The organism is Streptomyces sp. NPDC017202, from assembly GCF_044331705.1.
Taxonomy (GTDB): domain Bacteria; phylum Actinomycetota; class Actinomycetes; order Streptomycetales; family Streptomycetaceae; genus Streptomyces.
Genome location: NZ_JBIRNP010000003.1, coordinates 151,760 through 171,088, shown reverse-complemented (window position 1 = coordinate 171,088; position 19,329 = coordinate 151,760). Strand labels below are relative to the sequence as shown.

Annotated in this window: 15 protein-coding genes; 10 read left to right on the top strand and 5 right to left on the bottom strand. The window is 72.9% G+C overall.

The features are described from left to right. Window positions 1-11: 11 nt before the first annotated feature. Window positions 12-2,105 carry a transketolase gene (gene tkt, locus ACH4N1_RS08355; protein ID WP_398095497.1) on the bottom strand — a complete coding sequence of 698 codons (2,094 nt, stop codon included), beginning with the start codon at window positions 2,103-2,105 and terminating at the stop codon, window positions 12-14. Window positions 2,106-2,260: 155 nt separating this feature from the next. Between tkt and ACH4N1_RS08350 the strand changes: the two genes are divergently transcribed. Further along, complete coding sequence (locus ACH4N1_RS08350; RefSeq protein WP_398095495.1) at window positions 2,261-3,148, top strand: helix-turn-helix domain-containing protein; 888 nt, start codon at window positions 2,261-2,263, stop codon at window positions 3,146-3,148. A gap of 126 nt (window positions 3,149-3,274) precedes the next feature. On the opposite strand, the gene ACH4N1_RS08345 is transcribed toward ACH4N1_RS08350, so the two are convergent. Beyond that, a complete protein-coding gene (locus ACH4N1_RS08345; RefSeq protein ID WP_398095493.1) occupies window positions 3,275-4,678 on the bottom strand; it encodes a glycoside hydrolase family 16 protein in 1,404 nt (467 codons plus the stop codon). A gap of 760 nt (window positions 4,679-5,438) precedes the next feature. On the opposite strand from ACH4N1_RS08345, the gene ACH4N1_RS08340 reads away from it, so the two are divergent. Then, a complete protein-coding gene (locus tag ACH4N1_RS08340; RefSeq protein WP_366059492.1) occupies window positions 5,439-5,717 on the top strand; it encodes a metal-sensitive transcriptional regulator in 279 nt (92 codons plus the stop codon). A gap of 229 nt (window positions 5,718-5,946) precedes the next feature. On the opposite strand, the gene ACH4N1_RS08335 is transcribed toward ACH4N1_RS08340, so the two are convergent. Beyond that, window positions 5,947-6,282 (bottom strand): YnfA family protein, encoded by a 336-nt coding sequence (locus tag ACH4N1_RS08335; RefSeq protein ID WP_398095492.1) that lies wholly within the window; start codon window positions 6,280-6,282, stop codon window positions 5,947-5,949. 341 nt (window positions 6,283-6,623) lie between these two features. On the opposite strand from ACH4N1_RS08335, the gene ACH4N1_RS08330 reads away from it, so the two are divergent. The 6 genes from ACH4N1_RS08330 (at window position 6,624) to ACH4N1_RS08305 (ending at window position 15,342) form a co-directional block, all read left to right on the top strand. Beyond that, window positions 6,624-7,361, top strand: coding sequence for a dienelactone hydrolase family protein (locus ACH4N1_RS08330; protein WP_398095491.1), 738 nt, complete (start codon window positions 6,624-6,626; stop codon window positions 7,359-7,361). Window positions 7,362-7,896: 535 nt separating this feature from the next. After that, complete coding sequence (locus tag ACH4N1_RS08325) at window positions 7,897-9,024, top strand: ABC transporter permease (protein ID WP_398095490.1); 1,128 nt, start codon at window positions 7,897-7,899, stop codon at window positions 9,022-9,024. Continuing rightward, window positions 9,021-9,737, top strand: a complete 717-nt coding sequence (locus tag ACH4N1_RS08320; protein WP_398095488.1) for an ABC transporter ATP-binding protein — start codon at window positions 9,021-9,023, stop codon at window positions 9,735-9,737. Before ACH4N1_RS08325 ends, ACH4N1_RS08320 begins: the two co-directional genes overlap by 4 nt. A gap of 62 nt (window positions 9,738-9,799) precedes the next feature. After that, a complete protein-coding gene (locus ACH4N1_RS08315; RefSeq protein WP_398095487.1) occupies window positions 9,800-10,411 on the top strand; it encodes a TetR/AcrR family transcriptional regulator in 612 nt (203 codons plus the stop codon). Window positions 10,412-10,711: 300 nt separating this feature from the next. Beyond that, window positions 10,712-12,049, top strand: a complete 1,338-nt coding sequence (locus ACH4N1_RS08310; protein WP_398095486.1) for a 6-phospho-beta-glucosidase — start codon at window positions 10,712-10,714, stop codon at window positions 12,047-12,049. 230 nt (window positions 12,050-12,279) lie between these two features. Beyond that, on the top strand, window positions 12,280-15,342 hold the full coding sequence (locus ACH4N1_RS08305) for an alpha-mannosidase (RefSeq protein WP_398095484.1): 3,063 nt from the start codon (window positions 12,280-12,282) through the stop codon (window positions 15,340-15,342). 546 nt (window positions 15,343-15,888) lie between these two features. Here the strand turns inward: ACH4N1_RS08305 and ACH4N1_RS08300 are convergent. Beyond that, the gene (locus tag ACH4N1_RS08300; protein ID WP_398095483.1) at window positions 15,889-17,019 is read right to left on the bottom strand and encodes an ATP-grasp domain-containing protein; all 1,131 of its coding nucleotides are present in this window, start codon (window positions 17,017-17,019) and stop codon (window positions 15,889-15,891) included. A gap of 272 nt (window positions 17,020-17,291) precedes the next feature. Here ACH4N1_RS08300 and ACH4N1_RS08295 point away from each other — a divergent pair, with 272 nt between their 5' ends. Continuing rightward, a complete protein-coding gene (locus ACH4N1_RS08295; protein ID WP_398095482.1) occupies window positions 17,292-18,152 on the top strand; it encodes a metallophosphoesterase family protein in 861 nt (286 codons plus the stop codon). After that, window positions 18,149-18,838, top strand: coding sequence for a 4'-phosphopantetheinyl transferase (locus ACH4N1_RS08290; RefSeq protein WP_398095480.1), 690 nt, complete (start codon window positions 18,149-18,151; stop codon window positions 18,836-18,838). The genes ACH4N1_RS08295 and ACH4N1_RS08290 overlap by 4 nt, the downstream gene beginning before the upstream one ends. 41 nt (window positions 18,839-18,879) lie before the next feature. On the opposite strand, the gene ACH4N1_RS08285 is transcribed toward ACH4N1_RS08290, so the two are convergent. Then, window positions 18,880-19,119, bottom strand: a complete 240-nt coding sequence (locus tag ACH4N1_RS08285; RefSeq protein ID WP_398095478.1) for a hypothetical protein — start codon at window positions 19,117-19,119, stop codon at window positions 18,880-18,882. Between the last annotated feature and the right edge of the window lie 210 nt (window positions 19,120-19,329).

The window sequence follows — 19,329 nt, the reverse complement described above, 5'->3', positions numbered from 1 at the left end:
TGGCGATCGGATCAACCGCGGGTGGCGGCAAGGCCCGTGATCGAATTCAACGAGGCCCGGGCCGCGGCGGCGACGTTCTCGGGGGTGAAGCCGAACTCGGCGAACAGGGTCGCGGCGTCGGCGGAGGCACCGAAGTGCTCCAGGGAGACGATGCGTCCCGCGTCCCCCACGAAGCGGTGCCAGGTCAGGCCGATGCCCGCCTCGACGGCGACCCGGGCCCGCACCGACGGCGGCAGGACGCCGTCGCGGTACTCGCGCGGCTGCTCCTCGAACCACTCCACGGACGGCATCGACACCACCCGGGCGCCGATCCCCTCGGCCTCCAGCGCCTCCCGCGCGGCGACGGCCAGGTGCACCTCGGAACCGGTGGCGATCAGGATCACGTCCGGGGTGTCCTTCGAGGACTCCCGCAGGACGTAACCGCCCTTCGCCGCGTCCGGGTTCGGCGCGTACACGGGCACGCCCTGCCGGGTGAGGGCCAGCCCGTGCGGCGCCGGGCGGGTACTGTGCCGGCGCAGGATCTCCGCCCAGGCGATCGCCGTCTCGTTGGCGTCGGCGGGGCGGACGACGTTCAGGCCGGGGATCGCGCGCAGCGACGCCAGGTGCTCGACCGGCTGATGGGTGGGACCGTCCTCGCCGAGACCGACGGAGTCGTGCGTCCACACGTACGTCACCGGCAGCTGCATCAGCGCCGACATGCGCACGGCGTTGCGCATGTAGTCGGAGAACACGAGGAACGTGCCGCCGTAGATGCGGGTGTTGCCGTGCAGGGCGATGCCGTTCATCTCCGCGGCCATCGAGAACTCGCGGATGCCGAAGTGGACGGTGCGGCCGTACGGGTCGGCCTCGGGCAGCGGGTTGCCCTCCGGCAGGAAGGAGGAGGTCTTGTCGATGGTGGTGTTGTTGGAACCGGCCAGGTCGGCCGAGCCGCCCCACAGTTCGGGGACGACCGCGCCGAGCGCCTGGAGCACCTTGCCGGAGGCCGCGCGGGTGGCGACCGCCCCGCCCTCCTCGAAGACGGGCAGGTGCTCCTCCCAGCCCTCGGGGAGCCGGCCGGCGAGGACCCGGTCGAGCAGCTTCGCCCGCTCCGGCTGCTCGGCGCGCCACGCGTCGAGCCGCTTGTCCCAGGCGGTGTGCGCCTCGGCGCCCCGGTCCAGGGCGGCGCGGGTGTGGGCGAGCACGTCGTCGGGGACCTCGAAGGAGCGCTCCGGGTCGAAGCCCAGGAGGCGCTTGGTGGCGGCCACCTCGTCGTCGCCGAGGGCGGAGCCGTGGGAGGCCTCGGTGTTCCGCGCGTTCGGGGCGGGCCAGGCGATGACCGTGCGCATCGCGATGATCGAGGGGCGTGCCGTCTCGGCCCGCGCCGCGGTCAGGGCGTCGTACAGGGCGCGCACGTCGACGTCGCCGTTCTCCAGCGGCGCGATCCGCTGCACGTGCCAGCCGTAGGCCTCGTACCGCTTCAGCACGTCCTCGGAGAAGGCGGTCGCGGTGTCGCCCTCGATGGAGATGTGGTTGTCGTCGTAGAGGAAGACCAGGTTGCCGAGCTTCTGGTGGCCGGCGAGCGAGGAGGCCTCGGCGGAGACGCCCTCCTGGAGGTCGCCGTCGGAGACGATCGCCCAGACGGTGTGGTCGAAGGGTGACTCGCCCTGCGGGGCGTCCGGGTCGAACAGGCCGCGCTCGTAGCGGGCGGCCATCGCCATGCCGACCGCGTTGGCGGCGCCCTGGCCGAGCGGCCCGGTGGTGGTCTCCACGCCGGCGGTGTGCCCGTACTCGGGGTGGCCCGGCGTCTTCGAACCGTGCGTGCGGAACGCCTCGAGGTCGTCCAGCCCCAGCTCGTAGCCGGCCAGGAACAGCTGGGTGTACAGCGTCAGCGAGGTGTGGCCGGGGGAGAGGACGAAGCGGTCACGCCCGGTCCACTCCGGGTCCGCCGGGTCGTGCCGCATCACCTTCTGAAAGATCGTGTACGCGGCAGGCGCGAGACTCATCGCGGTGCCGGGGTGCCCGTTGCCCACCTTCTGCACGGCATCCGCCGCCAACAGGCGTGCGGTGTCGACGGCACGCCGGTCGAGTTCGGTCCATTCGAAACTGTCCGGTGACTGCGTGCTCATCTTCAAGAAATCCTCGATCCGAGCGGAGTGGCTGGTCTGACGCGTTCAAAAGTAAAAGTCTGACTTTTTCGAAGGAAGGTCGGTGTGTGTCACGCTGTGGTGAAAGTGGGACACCCCGGCGGCGCCGGGCGGGCACGAGGCGGCACGAGACGGACATGGCGGACACCACCGTCGGAGACGGCGACGCGATCAGGACGTTCCCCTTCCCGGCGGGCCTCAGCGTCGGCGGCGTCGGCATGCAGGTCGGCCCCATGGGCGCCGGCCGCACCTGGCACGCCGACGCGCCGCTGGAACGCGTCCACCGGATCGACTTCCACACCGTCCTGCTGTTCACCGGCGGTCCCGTCCGTCACATGGTCGACTTCGCCGAGTACGAGGCCACGGCCGGTGACGTCCTGTGGATCCGTCCGGGCCAGGTCCACCGCTTCTCGAAGACCAGCGAGTACCGCGGAACCGTCCTGACCATGCAGCCCGGCTTCCTGCCCCGCGCCACCGTCGAGGCCACCGGCCTGTACCGCTACGACCTGCCGCCGCTGCTGCACCCCGACGAGGCCCGGTCGGCCGGCCTGCGGGCGGCCCTGGCGCACCTGCAACGGGAGTACGAGGACACCGCGACCCTGCCCCCCGGCCTGCACACCTCGGTGCTGCGGCACTGCCTGACGGCGTTTCTGCTGCGCCTCGCGCACCTCGCCGCCAGTTCGGCGGAGGCGGCCGGCCGTCAGGCCGACACCACCTTCACCCTCTTCCGGGAGGCCGTGGAACGGGACTTCGCCACCAACCACAGCGTCAGCGCGTACGCCGACGCGCTCGGTTACTCCCGCCGCACCCTCGTGCGCGCGGTGCGCGCCGCGACCGGCCAGACGCCCAAGGGCTTCATCGACCGGCGGGTCGTGCTGGAGGCGAAGCGGCTCCTCGCCCACACGGAACTGCCGATCGGCCGGGTCGGCGCGGCGGTGGGCTTCCCCGACCCGGCGAACTTCTCCAAGTTCTTCCACCAGCACACGGACATGACACCGGCGGCGTTCCGCGCGGAACTGCGCTGAAACGCCGCCGGGTCGGCGGTCCCGCTTCGCGGGCCCTCGGTGGCCCCAGGGCTTCGCTGGCCTCAGCGGTGGCCCCAGGGCTTCGCTGGCCTCAGCGGCTTCGGTGGCCTCAGGGCTTCAGTGGCCTCAGTGGCCGAAGCTGAACCAGTTCACGTTCACGAAGTCGGCGGGCTGTCCGCTGGTGAAGGTCAGGTAGACGTCGTGGGTTCCGGTGACGGAGGCGATGTTCGCCGGGACCGTCCGCCACGACTGCCAGCCGCCCGTGTCGGCCAGCGCGAAACTCCCGATCGGCGCGGCGGTACGGCTGTCCAGGCGCACCTCGACCAGACCGCTGACGCCGCCGGCCGCGCCGCTCGCCACCCGGGCGTTGAACTGCCGGGCCGCCGTGGAGCCGAAGTTCACACCGCGGAAGAGCGCCCAGTCGCCGTTGGCGAGGGCGCCGATGTTCTGGCCGCCGCCGCTGTCGGTGGTGGTCTCGGTGATCGTGCCGGACTGGGCGTCGTACGACTCGGCCTGGACGGCGGAGTAGGCGTCGCGGTTGCCGGTCGGGGGAGGCGTGGTGCCGCCCCCGCCGCCCGCCGCCTGGAGGACCTGCACGTAGTCGACGACCATCGGCACGCCCGGGCGCGTGTCACCGTCCAGACCGCCGCCGAACGCGTCCGGGAAGCCGCCGCCCATCGCCACGTTGAGGATGACGAAGAAGCCGTGGTTCGTCGCGTTGTTCCAGGTGGTGGCGTCCATCTGGGCGGCCGTCACCGTGTGGTAGTTGACGCCGTCGACGAAGAAGCGGATCGCCTCGGGGGTCACCGAGCGGTCCCACTCCATCGTGTAGGTGTGGAAGCCCGACTGGCACGTGGTGCCCGGACACGCGGTGGAGTTGCCGATGCCGGTGGTCTCGTTGCACGGGCCGCCCGGACTGGTCCCGCAGTGCATCGTCGACCAGACGCGGTTCAGCCCCTGGACGTTCTCCATGATGTCCAGCTCGCCGACCGAGGGCCAGTTCTGGTAGTTGCCCCGGTAGGGGGCGCCCAGCGTCCAGAACGCCGGCCAGTAGCCCTCGGCGGCGGTCCCCGTCACGTTCGGCATCTGCAGCCGGGCCTCGACCCGCAGCTTGCCGCCGGACGGGGGCTGGAAGTCGGTGCGCCTGGTCTCGATGCGGCCCGAGGTCCAGCGGCCCGCCGCGTCCCGGAGCGGGGTGATGCGCAGGTTGCCGTTGCCGTCGAGCGAGACGTTGCTCGTGCTGTTCGTCATCGTCTCGACCTCGCCGGTGCCCCAGTTCGCGGGACCGCCCGGATACGAGGTACCGGTGGCGTACTGCCAGTTGGAGGTGTTCACGCCGGTGCCGGCGGTGCCGTTGAAGTCGTCGAGGAAGACCTGCGACCAGCCCGACGGGGGAGTGGGCGCGGAGGCGTTCGCGGACGGGGAGGCCACCGCGGCCGCCGCCGCCAGGCCGAGGGTGCCGACGGCGGCGACGAGCGCCCGCCGCAGGGAACGGCGTCCGCGGGGAGGGGTGCCGGAGGGTTCGCTCATGGTGGGGGAGTGCCTCTCGGGTACGGAGTGGTCATGCGCGGGTGCCGTCGACAGCGCCCGACCTGTGAGAGCGCTCTCATGGCGTCGCCAATGTGCCCCCCGGTACCCCGGCCGTCAAGAGTCAAAGCAAGGAAAGTCCTTGCCCGCAGGGCGAGTTCACCCTGTGAAGGGCGCCCGCCTCCGGCGGCTCGGCCCCGCGGCCCGCGTCCGCTCCGGGACGGCTCGGCCCCGCGGAGGCTTCTCGCCCGAGGGCGCTGCCTGCCTGGCACTCCTGCCACTCCTGCCACTCCTGTAATGACAGGTTCCACCCGTCGAGTCCGTCGAGTCCGTCGAGTCCGTCGGGCGCGGTGGCGGTCCGCCCGCCCGAGATCCCGGACCAGGTGGTGTGGTCGGCGTTGCTGCCGGTGGCGGCACAGGTGGCGAGGCCGGCGCCGCCCGCTGCTCGGACCGCTTCGACAGGTGCGATACGCCCACGGCACGCCTTCCTGGGATGTCCGCCTTTGCGCATGCTTGGTGCGACTCGCGTCCGGGGGAGATCCTGGGAATCGCAGGGTGGCGGCTGAGATTTTGGTGAGGAAGGGGGCTGTAGGGGCCTCGGGGGCTATGGATGCGAGGGGCGGTGGCCGGTGTGCCGGAGGTGTGGGGGAGGGCGTGTGCCCGGGGGCCGGTGCCACCGGTCCGGCCGGGGAACAGAAACTCTTCCCGCGGTGTTCCTCCCTGGTGGGTACGATACCCGCGGGGGTATATACGAGGAGGAAGCGTGCAACTCGACATGTCGGCCGAGGAGCTGAAGTCGGCGCTCAACCGTCTGCGGCGGGCGCAGGGCCAGCTCGCGGGAGTGATCCGGATGATCGAGGAGGGCCGGGACTGCGAGGACGTGGTAACCCAGCTCGCGGCGGTCTCCCGGGCCCTGGACCGGGCCGGCTTCTCGATCATCGCGACCGGGCTGGAACAGTGCATGACCAGCGAGGACGCCGAGGTGCGCGACTCCGCGCAGATGCGGGCCCGGCTGGAGAAGCTCTTCCTGTCCCTGGCCTGACTGTCCCTGGCCCGACCGCGTCGTCCGGCACGGCCGGGACGTTCATCGCCGCCGGCACGAGGGCCGGAAGCGGCGTGCCTCTGGTACCGGGACCTTCTGCGGGCCAGCCCGGATCCACACCGTGCGGCCGCAGCGCGCACACCTCACCGTCGGCACCGCCGGCCGTGGTCCGCGCGGGCGGAGGCGGGTCGTGCGGCTCCGCGCGGAGCGGAGGCCGGCCGCCCCGCGGTCAGTGACCGCGGGGCGCGTACATGATCACGGCCATGCCCGCGAGGCAGACCAGGGCGCCGATGACGTCGTAGCGGTCGGGCCGGTAGCCGTCGGCGACCACGCCCCAGGCGATCGACCCGGCCACGAAGATCCCGCCGTACGCGGCCAGGACGCGGCCGAAGTCGTCGTCCGACTGCCAGGTGGCCACGACGCCGTAGATGCCGAGGGCGGCGACGCCGGCGCCGATCCAGATCCAGCCCCTGTGCTCGCGGATGCCCTGCCACATCAGCCAGGCGCCACCGATCTCGAAGAGGGCGGCGACGACGAACAGGGCGACGGAACGAGCGACGGTCATACCGACCGACCCTACCGGCGGCCCGCGCCGGTGATCTTCGGCGGGTTCTCGGAGGCGTGGCAGCCGCGCCCACCCCCACCGGCGCTCTCCGGTGCGCAGGAGCAGGGGTCTGAGATCGGTAGGAGCCGTTGATCGAGTAGTCGGTGCTCCTGGGCCTGACGGCCTTTCGGCTCCCGTGCCCCTTACGGGGTGTGACCGGGGTGTTCGCCAAAGGAGCGACGGGATGATCCTGAAGCCCTGAGCGCCGGGCCCGTCCCGTACTCCAGAGGGACACCTACGCTGTTCTGCCGGCGGCAGAACACCGGCCGGACCGGGCCCGACGATCACTACAGTCCAGTCCCATGACGGCGATCACGACGCGTACGGTCGAGTACCCGGCGGACGGTTCGACGATGATCGGGTACCTCGCGCTCCCGGCCGGTATCGACCGCCGGCCCGCGGTGCTGCTCGGACCGGAGGGCATGGGGCTCAGCGACGTCGAGCGCCGCCGGGCCGATGCCCTCGCCGAGCTGGGATACGTGGCGCTGGTCTTCGACCTTCACGGCGGGCGCTATCTGGGCGACCCCGAGGAGATGCTGGCCCGTTGCCTGCCACTGCTCGCTGACCCCGACCGGATGCGGGGCATCGGCCGTGCGGCGCTCGACGTGTTGCGCACCGAACCGCGGACCGACCCCGACCGGATCGCCGCCGTCGGCTACGGCACCGGGGGCGCCATCGGGCTGGAACTCGGGCGCGACGGCGTCGACCTGCGCGCGATCGGGACGGTCAACGCACTGACCACGGGCCGACCGGGCGAGGCGGCGCGCATTCGCTGCCCGGTGTGGGCCGGGGTCGGGTCGGAGGACCCGATCATGCCGCCCGCGCAACGGAACGCGTTCATCGCCGAGATGCAGGCCGCGGGCGTCGACTGGCGCCTCACCGTCTACGGCGGCGCATTGCACGCCTTCCACCATCCGCCGGTCGACCACCCCACGGTCCCCGGCGTCGGCCACCACCCCCAGCACGCGCAGCGAGCCTGGCGCGACGTCCTCGACCTGCTCGCCGAGTGCCTGCCCGTGACGGAGGATCCGGGGGCATGACCCCGGCGGACAGCCTGGCGCCGGGCCTGGTCCGCGTCGGGCACGGACGGTCCCCTCGGTGCCTCAAGCCGTCCCCGGAGGCGATCGCCGAGCTCACGACCCTGCTCGCCCCAGGAGGCGGCCGCCGCTGATCGCGGAGCGGGCTGCCGCCCGCGGCGTGCCCCTGGTCCTGTGGGGCGCCGGCTGCACGAGGGCGCCGATGCCGTTCCCCCGGAGCTACGGCGAAGTGACAGGAACTCCCCGCAGCGGTGGTCCGCCGCTCCGTGGACCGAGGCGGCGAAGCCTTCGGCCCGCTCCGAAGGCGTGATCGACAGCTCGGAGACCGCCGGACCCGGCGCGAACCCCATGCGGAGTCAGGTCGCCCCCTCAGGGGTGACGCTCCGGTCGGGAGCCTCCGGCCGGCGCGCGGCGCAACGTGCCGACAGTCGTGTCGGTAACATCCGATAAGATGCCGACGCTTGCGTCGTCAAGTCCAGGTAAAGGGACGGCGTGTCCAGTCGTCCTGCCCCGTCACCCTCGTCGCTCGGAGAATTCCGTGTTCCTCGCCCTACGCGATCTGCGCTTCGCGCGCGGTCGCTTCGCCCTGATGGGTGCGGTGGTCGCGCTCATCGCCGTACTCGGCGTCCTCTTGTCCGGACTCGCCTCCGGCCTGGCGGATGCCGGCATATCCGGTCTGCGTGCGCTGCCCGTGACCCACATGGCCTTCGACGAGAAGGCGACCAGCGAGCAGTTCTCCCGCTCGACCGTCGAGCAGGAGGACTGGCGGGCATGGTCGAGGACCCCAGGGGTGGAGCGGGCGGAGCCGTTCGGAAACACCCTGACCAACGCCCGGGTGACCCGGGGCGGCAAGAAGGGCGAGCAGGTGGACCTCGCCGTCTTCGGCATGGCACCGGACTCTTCGCTGGCCCCCAGGCCCAGCGAGGGCGAGGGCCTGGGGGAGGGCGGCGCGGGCATCGTGATCACCCGGGAGATCGCCGACCTGGGCGTGGAAGTCGGCGATCTCCTGACCGCGGACAAGAGCGAGGTGCGGCTGAAGGTCGTGGGCCTGGTCGACGAGACCGTCTCCTACGGCCACATCGGCGTCGCCTACGCCGACCTCGACACCTGGCGGCACCTGCACTACGGCCTGCCGGGCGACCTGCCGAAGGCCGCGCGCCGGCAGGCCACGGCCGTCGCCCTGACGCTGGAGCCAGGTGCCGACGTCGCCGCCGTGGAGGAGGCGACCGCCACGCGCGCCGACACCAAGGAGACCACCTTCGGCGCGTCTCCCGGCTATACGGCCGAGTCGAGCACCATGGCCCTGATCAAGGGCTTCCTGTATGCCATCTCCGCCCTGGTCGTCGGCGCGTTCTTCACCGTCTGGACCGTGCAGCGCAAGGCCGAGATCGCCCTGCTGAAGGCGCTCGGCGCCCCCACCGGATACATCCTGCGCGACGCGCTCGCCCAGGTCGTCGCCGTGCTCGTCGGCGCCACGGCCGTCGGCACCGCTGTCGGCCTGGCCCTGGGAAGCATGATGACCGGCAAGGCCCCCTTCTCCCTCTCCGCCCCGGCCGTCGCCACCTCCTCCGGCCTCCTCATCGCCCTCGGAACCGTCGGTGCCGTGGTCGCCGTCCGTCGCATCACCGCCGTCGACCCCCTGACCGCTCTGGGAGCCACCCGATGACCACACCCGCCACCCACCGCCGGGCCGCCGCGGACCCTGCGGGCTCCGGCGGACTGCGGCTGGACGACGTCACCCTCACCCTGGGGGACGGTGACAGTGCTGTCACCGCCCTCGACCACGTCAGCCTGAGCGTCGCCCCGGGCGAGTTCGTCGCCGTCATCGGCCCCTCGGGATCCGGAAAGTCCAGCCTCCTCGCCGTCGCCGGCGGCCTTCAGCGGCCCACCTCGGGCACCGTGCACATCACCGGAACCGAGCTGACCGCCCTCTCGGACAAGGAACGCACCGCCGCCCGCCGTCGCCACATCGGCTTCGTCTTCCAGCAGTCGAATCTGCTGGCTTCCCTCACCGTCAGGGAACAGCTCCTGCTGCCCCCGCACATCGACGGCCACCTCGATGCCGCGGCCCGGGCCCGGGCCGACGAACTCGTCGAAGCGGTCGGGCTCACGCACCGCGCCGGTTCCCGCCCGCACCAGCTCTCCGGAGGCGAACGCCAGCGTGCGGGGCTGGCCCGCGCCCTGATGACCTCCCCCGCCGTCCTGCTGGTGGACGAACCCACCTCGGCACTGGACCGGGTACGTTCGGCCGAGGCGGTACGGCTGATCGCCGAACAGACCCACGAACGCGGAACGGCCACGGTCATGGTCACGCACGACACGGCGATAATGGACGCTGCCGACCGGGTCCACGAGATGGTCGACGGCCGCCTGTCCTGACCAGGGCCGTGGACCGGCACCTCGCTCCCGGCCCTGTCCACCCCTCCAGGAGTCCGCCCCGCATGCCGAAGATCAACGCCTCCACCGTCGCCGAACACCGCGCCCAGCAACGCGAGGCGCTGATCGAGGCAGCGATCGGCATCCTGGTCGACGCGGGCGCCACCGCCGTCACACCGGCGGCGGTCGGCGCCCGCGCGGGCCTGGCCCGCTCCAGCGTGTACCAGTACTTCGACTCCTCGGCAGCCCTCCTGGCCACCATCACGGAAGAAGCCTTCCGGCGCTCCAACGAGGCACTCTCCCGCGCCATGGCCACCGCGAACGGTCCGCTGGAACGCATCGAGGCGTTCTTCGGGGAAAGCCTCCGCCTCGGCGCCGAAGGCGCACACCGACCCGCCGCCGCCCTCATGAACGCCGGCCTCCCTCCCGCCTGTCGACAACGGCTGACGGAACTCCACCTGGAACAGGTCGAACCGTTCCGCGCGGCCGTCCGGCAGCTCGGCGTCCCCGAGCCCGCGCTCACGGCGGACCTGATCGCCGGAATGCTGCACACGGCCCTCGCCGCCGTCGAACGCGGCACCCCCCTCGACACGGTCACGGAACGCACTCTCGCGCTCGTGCGCCACTGCCTCACTCCGACCGGCAGCACGGTTCACGGAACGGGAACAAGGCACTGAGCGTTCACCGCCACGGACGTCGTGACCGTCGGCACGAAGCTGATGGACAGCGGCGGCCGTGCAGCGGGCACCGCTCCGGCTCCGGATTCCTCCCGGGCCCGGCAGTGGTTACGGTTACCGGACAGGGGCCGGCCGGCCACGGCGACCGGGCGCGTGCCCGCGTCGACGACCCGGCGGCCGGTGGGCCCGCCGTCCGCCGGAACCGGACGTGGCGGTGACCGACGCGCCGGGGGATCCGGCGACCCGGTCCTCCCCGGAGGAGACGGGCGCCGAGGTGCTCCCGGCAGGAGAGGTGCGAGCGTGAGACTGACGATTCTGGGCGGCGGCGGGTTCCGGGTGCCCCTGGTGTACGGGGCGCTGCTGACGGACCGTGCCGAGGGGCGGGTCACGGAGGTCGTCCTGCACGACCTGGACGACAGCCGGCTGTCCGCGGTCGCCCGGGTACTGGCCGAACAGGCGTCGACGGTGACCGGCGCCCCGACCGTGACCACGACCACCGATCTCGACGAGGCCCTGCGCGGCGCCGACTTCGTCTTCTCCGCGATCCGCGTCGGCGGCCTGGAGGGCCGGGCGGACGACGAACGGGTGGCCCTGGCGGAGGGCGTCCTCGGCCAGGAGACGGTCGGCGCGGGCGGCATCGCCTACGGTCTGCGCACGCTGCCCGTCGCGTCCGACATCGCCCGGCGGGTGGCCCGCCTCGCCCCCGACGCCTGGGTCATCAACTTCACCAACCCGGCCGGCCTGGTCACCGAGGCGATGTCCCGCCACCTCGGCGACCGCGTCATCGGCATCTGCGACTCGCCCGTCGGCCTCGGCCGCCGTATCGCGCGCGTCCTCGGCGCGGACCCGGGCGAGGCGTTCATCGACTACGTCGGCCTCAACCACCTCGGCTGGGTGCGCGGCCTGCGGATCGCCGGTCGCGACGAACTCCCGCGCCTGCTCGCCGATCCCGGGCTGCTGGGCTCGTTCGAGGAGGGCAAGCTGTTCGGCGTCGACTGGCTCCGCTCGCTCGGCGCGATCCCCAACGAGTACCTGCACTACTACTACTTCAACCGCGAGGCCGTGCAGGCCTACCAGCGGGCCGACCAGACCCGCGGCGCCTTCCTGCGCGACCAGCAGGCCCGGTTCTACGAGGAGACGCGCCGCCCCGACGTGTCGGCGCTGGCCGTCTGGGACCGCACCCGCGCCGAGCGCGAGGCGACCTACATGGCCGAGAACCGCGAGACGGCCGGCGCCGGGGAACGCGACGCCGACGACCTCTCCGGCGGCTACGAGAAGGTGGCCCTCGCCCTGATGCGGGCCATCGCCCGCGACGAACGCACCACCCTGATCCTCAACGTCCGCAACCGGGGAACGCTCTCGGTCCTCGACGGGGACGCGGTCGTCGAGGTGCCCTGCCTCGTCGACGCCAACGGAGCCCATCCGGTGGCGGCGGCCCCGCTGCCGGAGCACGCGACCGGCCTGGTCTGCGCGGTGAAGGCGGTCGAGCGCGAGGTGCTGGCCGCCGCCGCATCCGGCTCGCGCGCCGGTGCGGTGAAGGCGTTCGCCCTGCACCCGCTGGTCGACTCCGTGAACGTGGCCCGCCGACTGGTCGAGGGCTACACCGCCGTCCACCCCGGCCTGGCGTACCTCAGGTAGGGCACCACGGCCCGGCATACCTCACGTAGGGCACCCCGGGCGGACCCGGCTCGCGCGGCGTGCCCGGGGCACGCGCGCCTCGGGCACGTACACCCTGGCCGCGCGCCCCTCGGGCACGCGGCCCCGCCCCGGCGCACCTCCGTCGAGCCAGGGTGGGGTAAGCGCTTTCCCTCTTCTTCTCCTTGCCGTAGGTTCCAGCCATCCGCCTTCCCGGTTCCCTGGAGAGCTCCATGCACGACGAACGCCGCCGGATCGAGGAGCGCGTCGAGCGCGTCCACACCCAGCGCATCGCGCCCGCCGTCTACGCGGCCACCGTGCCCCTCGACGTCGAGGCCTGGCAGGCGCCGGGTGAGCCCGTCCCGTTCGCACAGGCCGCGGCCGCCCCGTACGAGCCCTTCGTGACGGGCACGCCCTGGGGCCCGCCCTGGGGGACCACCTGGTTCCGGATGCGCGGGCGGGTGCCCGCCGAGTGGGCCGGCCGGCGGGTCGAGGCGGTCGTCGACCTCGGCTTCACCGAGGACTGGCCCGGCAACCAGGCCGAGGCCCTGGTCCACCTGACCGACGGCACCCCGCTGAAGGCGGTCAACCCGCTCAACCGGTACGTGCCGATCGGCAACCCGGCGACCGGCGGCGAGGTGATCGACTACCTGGTCGAGGCGGCCTCCAACCCCGACATCCTGGCGAACGGCTTCGCGGCCCCGACGCCGCTCGGCGACGTACTGACGGCAGGCGACCGCCCCCTGTACACCTTCCGCAGCGCCGACCTCGCCGTCCTCGACGAGCAGGTCTGGCACCTCGACCTCGACCTCCAGGTCCTGCGCGAACTCATGGTCCACCTCGGTGAGCACGAGCCACGCCGGCACGAGATCCTGCACGCCCTCGACCGGGCCATGGACGCCCTCGACCTGGACGACGTCTCCGGCAGCGCCACGGCCGTCCGCGAGGTCCTCGCCCCCGTCCTGGCCAGGCCCGCCCACGCCAGCGCGCACACCGTCTCGGGCGTCGGCCACGCGCACATCGACTCCGCCTGGCTGTGGCCGATCCGCGAGACCAAGCGCAAGACGTCCCGCACCTTCTCCAACGTCACCGCGCTCGCCGACGAGTACGACGACTTCATCTTCGCCTGCTCACAGGCCCAGCAGTACGAGTGGGTGCGCGACCACTACCCCGCGGTCTGGGCGCGCATCCAGGAGTCGGTGCGCAAGGGGCAGTGGGCGCCGGTCGGCGGCATGTGGGTCGAGTCCGACGGCAACCTGCCCGGCGGCGAGGCCATCGCCCGCCAGCTGGTCCACGGCAAGCGGTTCTTCATCGAGCACTTCGGGATCGAGACCAAGGGGGTCTGGCTGCCGGACTCCTTCGGCTACAACGCGGCCTACCCGCAGCTCGCCAAGCTCGCCGGCAACGAGTGGTTCCTCACCCAGAAGATCTCCTGGAACCAGACGAACACCTTCCCCCACCACACCTTCTGGTGGGAGGGCATCGACGGCACCCGCATCTTCACCCACTTCCCCCCGATCGACACCTACAACGCCCGCTTCAGCGGCGTGGAGATGGACCGCGCCGTCCGCAACTACGCGGAGAAGGGTGTCGGCACCCGCTCCCTGGCCCCCTTCGGCTGGGGTGACGGCGGTGGCGGCCCCACCCGCGAGATCATGGAACGCGCCCGCCGGCTCGCCGACCTGGAGGGCTCGCCCAAGGTCGTCGTCGAGCACCCCGACGACTTCTTCGCCAAGGCCCGCGCCGAGTACCCGGACGCCCCGGTGTGGAACGGCGAGCTGTACCTGGAGCTGCACCGCGCCACCTACACCTCCCAGGCCCGCACCAAGCAGGGCAACCGCCGCTCCGAACACCGTCTGCGCGAGGCGGAGTTGTGGGCGACGACGGCCGCGCTGCACGCACCGGGCTACGCCTACCCCCACGAGAAGCTCGACCGGCTGTGGAAGACGGTCCTGCTCCACCAGTTCCACGACATCCTGCCGGGCTCGTCGATCGCCTGGGTCCACCGCGAGGCGGAGGCCGAGTACGCCCGCGTCGCGGGGGAGCTGGAGGAGCTGACGACGGAGGCCGTCGGCGCGCTCGGCGGCGGCGGGCCCCGGGTGTTCAACACCAGCCCCTACGACCGCGCCGAGGTGGTCCGCACCGGCACGGGCACCCCGGTCTTCGTGAAGGTCCCGGCGGGCGGCAGCGCGCCCCTGGCGGACGCCGGACCACCGCAGCCGGTCAGGGTCCGCGGGCGCGTCCTCGACAACGGGCTGGTGCGGGTGGAGGTCGCCGAGGACGGCACGCTGTCCTCCGTGTTCGACCTGCGGGCCGGCCGCGAGGTCCTCGCCGACGCCGGCAACCTGCTGCGCCTGCACACCGACCTCCCGAACAACTGGGACGCCTGGGACATCGACAAGCACTACCGGAACCGGTACACCGACCTCCTCGCGACGGACTCCGTCGAGGCCGTGGAGGAGGGCCCGCTCGTCGGCGCCGTCCGGGTCACCCGCTCCTTCGGCAAGGGATCGACGATCACCCAGACCGTCACCCTGCGCGCCGGCAGCCCCCGCGTCGACTTCGAGACCGACATCGACTGGCACGAGGCCGAGAAGATCCTCAAGGCCGCGTTCCCGGTGGACGTGCGCGCCCCGCACTCCTCCGCCGAGATCCAGTTCGGCCACGTCCAGCGCCCCACCCACACCAACACCACGTGGGAGGCGGCGAAGTTCGAGGTGTCCTGCCACCGTTGGGTGCACATCGGCGAACCCGGCTACGGCGTGGCCGTCCTCAACGACTCCACCTACGGCCACGACGTCTCCCGCACGGTCCGCGAGGACGGCGGCACGACCACCACCGTCCGGCTCAGCCTGGTGCGCGCCCCGCGCGTCCCGGACCCCGAGGCCGACCAGGGCAGGCACCGCCTCACCTACGCGCTGCTGCCCGGCGCGAGCATCGAGGACGCGGTCGCCGAGGGCTACGCCCTCAACCTCCCGCTGCGGGTGGCCGACGCGGCGGGCGCTCCCGCCCCGGTCGTCTCCGTCGACGGCGAGGGCATCACCGTCGAGGCGGTGAAGCTCGCCGACGACGCGTCCGGCGATGTCGTCGTCCGGCTCTACGAGTCGCGCGGCGGCCGGGCCACCGGCACCCTGCGCACCGGCTTCCCGCTCGCCGGCGCGCAGGTCACGGACCTGCTGGAGCGGCCGCTGGAGCCGGCCGGCACCGACGGCGGGAACGGCGTCCCCGTGCGGCTGCGGCCCTTCCAGATCCTGACGCTCCGGCTGAGCCGCGCCACCGCCGGTCACCGGATCTGACCGTCCGGGGGCGGGTCCGTCACCGGACGGGCCCGCCCCTCGCCGCGAAGTCCCGTGTGCGGCTGGGCGTTCGACCGTGGTGCCGCTGACGTGTTCGGGCCGGCCGGTCGCTCCCCGTGACAGCGGCCGGCCGGCCCGATCCCCCGTGCCCCCGGGGACCCCCCGTCGATCCCCGGTTCCCCCGTGCTCCCCCGTACGGAGGTGCTCGTCGTGCCTTCCTGCTCCCACGAAGGTCCCCCGTGACCCCCGTCGTCCCCCGTGATCCCCGCCGTTCCTCCGTGGGCCCTCGGTGTTACACCGTTAAGAGCGCGCACCCCGGGCCCTGATACACCCCGGGAGAAAAAAATCCCCCGGACTTCTCGTCCGGGGGATCTCGGCCGATCGGGTTGATGACGCCCTGGTCGGTGCCGCAGGTCAGCGCCCGCTGCCCGTCCGCCCGTCCCGGGCCGGGGTGCGGCCGCCGGAGGACAGGGCGAACAGCGGGGTGCACCACTTGACCCCGGTCGCGTTCGTCGCTGGGTCCGCGCCCGGCGGGTCACCCGAGGTCTACAGCGGCAGCGCCTGCGCCGCCTGGCCCACCTCGACGGAGCCGACCGGGGCGGGCACGGCCGGCAGCAGGGGCTCCGTCTCCTCCGCCCGCTGCGCGGTGAGCGGCACCGCACCCAGCGGGCGCGGCCCCGACACCACCGCGTAGTCCTGCCCGAGGAACGGCGGCACGATCTCGCCGGGGTCCTCGCCGAGCGCCAGCTGCACGGCCGCCCACGGCGCGTTGACCCCGCACAGGGACAGCTGGTGCAGCCCGCCGGCCGGACGGGTGTTGACGTCCATCAGGACCGGGACGTCACCGAACATCCGGAACTGGATGTTGGACAGGTAGTGCAGCCCGAAGCCCTCGGCGATCCGCCGGGCCGGCTCCAGCCACTGCTCCTGGAGGGTGAAGCCGCGGCGGCGGCCGTTCTTGGTGCGGCCGACGGCCAGCCGGATCAGGTTGTCCGGGCCGGTCAGGCAGTCCACCGACACCTCCGGCTGCTCCAGCCGCGGCATCACCAGCCAGTCCACCTGCTCCTCGGCCTGCTCCAGTGCCTCGACGACCCTGTCCAGCTGGACGTGCGGCGACGGGAAACCGCTGAGCTGCGCCAGCGAGAAGGGGGCGCGGGTGATCACCCGGAAGCCCACCCCGCCCGCGCCGGACGCCGGCTTGAAGCACGCCTTGTGGCCACCGGCCTCCAACGCCTCCACGGCGGCGACGAGTTCGGACGCCGTCCGGACCCGCCACCACGGCGGCACGGGCACGCCGATGGCCTGGACCGCCTCGTAGGCGATCACCTTGTCGTGGAAGACCGCGACGGCCTCCGGCGGCGGGGCGAGCAGCGCCGTCCCGGCCGCGGCGAAGTCCGCGCGGTGCGCCACGATCGCCGCCTGGTGCAGCCGGGGCACGAACACGTCGATGCCGCGACGCCGGCACTGGTCGAGGGCGTACTCGACGTACGCGGCGGGGGACAGGCCCTCCGGCTCCAGGTCGGCGGTGTCGGCGGCGGCCAGCACGGGCGAGTCGACGTCACCGTGCGTGGCGTGGATGTCCACGGCCCGGTCGCTCGGATTTCGCCGCAGCTGATCCATGAAGAACACGTTCTCCGCGTACGTGCGGTTGAGCCAGACGCGTACGCGAGAGACCATGCAGGCCGCCTTTCACGGTTCGCGGGCAGGGCGAAGCAGGCCCGGCCCGGGCAAGGGGGATTGGAGGGACACCAAACCGCCCTGCGCGAAGGCAGGTCGGGGCGGTGGTGTTGGGGCGATCATACGGCTTCCCGGAGGTGCCACGTGCAACGCGCGTGTTACGGATTTTCCGATCATGTTCGTACGGGGTGCGAGCGCGGGTAAGGATGGGACGGCCGCGACACCGTTCGTGCGCGCGGTGACGGACGAGAGCCGGGGAACGGGAGCACAGGGTGACGTCGACGGCCGGTGGAGCCGGGCAACTGCTGGCCATCAGCGATCTGCACATCGGCTATCCCGAGAACCGGGCCCTGGTCGAGCGCATGGCCCCGGAGACCGACGAGGACTGGCTGCTGGTCGCCGGTGACGTCTCGGAGAACGTGGCCGACATCCGCTGGACGCTGAAGACCCTCGCGAGCCGTTTCCGCAAGGTCGTCTGGGCCCCCGGCAACCACGAACTGTGGACCCACCCCAAGGACACCGTCACCCTGCGGGGCGTCGCCCGTTACGAGCACCTCGTCGAGATGTGCCGCGAGCTGGGCGTGACCACCCCCGAGGATCCCTACCCCGTCTGGGAGGGCCCCGGCGGCCCCGTCGCCGTCGCCCCGCTGTTCCTGCTGTACGACTACTCGTTCCTCCCGGCCGGCTGCGCCACCAAGGAGGAGGGCCTGGAGTACGCGCACGGGACGGGCGTCGTGTGCAACGACGAGTACCTGCTGCACCCCGACCCCTACCCGACCCGCGAGGACTGGTGCCGGGCCCGCGTCGCCGAGACCGCGCGCCGGCTCGCCGCCCTGCCGGAGGACCTCCCCACGGTCCTCGTCAACCACTACCCGCTGGACCGGCACCCCACCGACGTCCTGTGGTACCCCGAGTTCGCCATGTGGTGCGGCACCCGGCTGACCGCCGACTGGCACCGCCGCTTCCGGGTCGCCGCCATGGTCTACGGCCATCTGCACATCCCGCGGACCACCTGGCACGAGGGCGTCCGCTTCGAGGAGGTGTCGGTGGGCTATCCCCGCGAGTGGCGCAAACGCCCGCAGCCGCCGGGCCGACTGCGCCGCATCCTGCCCTGGAAGGACGAGAACGCGTGATCGAGGAGCTGCTGCCGGAGACGGTGGTCGCCGTGGAGGCGCACGGCGAGGACGGCGTCCGCGAGTTCGGCGACGGGCCCCTCTACCCGGAGGAGGAGGCACTCGTGGCGCGGGCCGTCGCCAAACGCCGCCGGGAGTTCACCCTCGTGCGCTCCTGTGCCCGCCGCGCCATGGACAAGCTCGGCGTGCCCCCGCAGGCCGTGCTGCCCGGCGAACGCGGCGCCCCCCGGTGGCCGGCCGGACTCGCCGGCAGCATGACCCACTGCGACGGCTACGCGGCGGCCGCCCTGGTCAGGGCCGCCGACCTGGCCTCGCTCGGCATCGACGCCGAACCGCACCAGCCGCTCCCCGACGGCGTCCTGTCCGCCGTCGCCCTGCCCGCGGAGCAGGAACGGCTGCGCCGACTGGCCGCGGACCGGCCCGAGGTGCACTGGGACCGGCTGCTGTTCAGCGCCAAGGAATCCGTCTACAAGGCGTGGTTCCCCCTCACCCGGAAGTGGCTGGACTTCGCCGAGGCCGACATCGAGATCGACGCCGGACCCGCGGGCGCCTCGCAGGGCACCCTCAGGGCCCGGCTCCTCGTCCCCGGACCGGTGGTCGGCGGCCACCGCCTCGGACACTTCGCGGGCGGCTGGATCGTCGGCCGCGGACTGGTGGCGACGGCGATCACCGTCCCGCACGGCTGAACCCCGCGGGCCCGCGGCCCCACCGCCCGGTCACCCCGCCGTCACCGCTCCGGGAACCAGCCGCGCAGCAGCCGGAAGAACTCCTCCTCGCCGCCCGTGAGACCGGCGGCCGCCAGGGCCTGCTCCGCCTCGGCGAGAACGGCGGGCGGCACCACCGGCGGCAGCCGGTCGTACGGCGGACCGCCGGCGTCGTCCCCGAACGCCGCCCGCACGGTGTGGAGCAGCCGCAGGTAGGCCTGCACGGCGGTGCGCTCGAGGTCGGTCGGTACGGCAGTGGGCATCGGTCGGCTCTCCCCGTGTCGGCGTCGTCTCCCCCGCGCCGGTCAGGGCGCGTGCGCCCCCGTGCGGCGGCGCACCTCCCAGCTTGCCGCCCACCACTGACAATCCGGCTTTCCCGGGCAGCGGTTCGCCCGCTCGGCCGAGGCGGGACGTCACCGAGAGCCCCCACGGGAAAGCCGACGGCCGGTGGCGGCGGCGTGCAGGCCCCCGTC

Bases quoted from the DNA above. Each gene is read 5' to 3' on its own strand.
- ACH4N1_RS08330 (WP_398095491.1), top strand. From the start codon at position 6,624: ATGACGGCGATCACGACGCGTACGGTCGAGTACCCGGCGGACGGTTCG.
- ACH4N1_RS08300 (WP_398095483.1), bottom strand. From the start codon at position 17,019: ATGGTCTCTCGCGTACGCGTCTGGCTCAACCGCACGTACGCGGAGAAC.
- ACH4N1_RS08305 (WP_398095484.1), top strand. From the start codon at position 12,280: ATGCACGACGAACGCCGCCGGATCGAGGAGCGCGTCGAGCGCGTCCAC.
- ACH4N1_RS08285 (WP_398095478.1), bottom strand. From the start codon at position 19,119: ATGCCCACTGCCGTACCGACCGACCTCGAGCGCACCGCCGTGCAGGCC.
- ACH4N1_RS08320 (WP_398095488.1), top strand. From the start codon at position 9,021: ATGACCACACCCGCCACCCACCGCCGGGCCGCCGCGGACCCTGCGGGC.
- tkt (WP_398095497.1), bottom strand. From the start codon at position 2,105: ATGAGCACGCAGTCACCGGACAGTTTCGAATGGACCGAACTCGACCGG.
- ACH4N1_RS08350 (WP_398095495.1), top strand. From the start codon at position 2,261: ATGGCGGACACCACCGTCGGAGACGGCGACGCGATCAGGACGTTCCCC.
- ACH4N1_RS08315 (WP_398095487.1), top strand. From the start codon at position 9,800: ATGCCGAAGATCAACGCCTCCACCGTCGCCGAACACCGCGCCCAGCAA.
- ACH4N1_RS08345 (WP_398095493.1), bottom strand. From the start codon at position 4,678: ATGAGCGAACCCTCCGGCACCCCTCCCCGCGGACGCCGTTCCCTGCGG.
- ACH4N1_RS08335 (WP_398095492.1), bottom strand. From the start codon at position 6,282: ATGACCGTCGCTCGTTCCGTCGCCCTGTTCGTCGTCGCCGCCCTCTTC.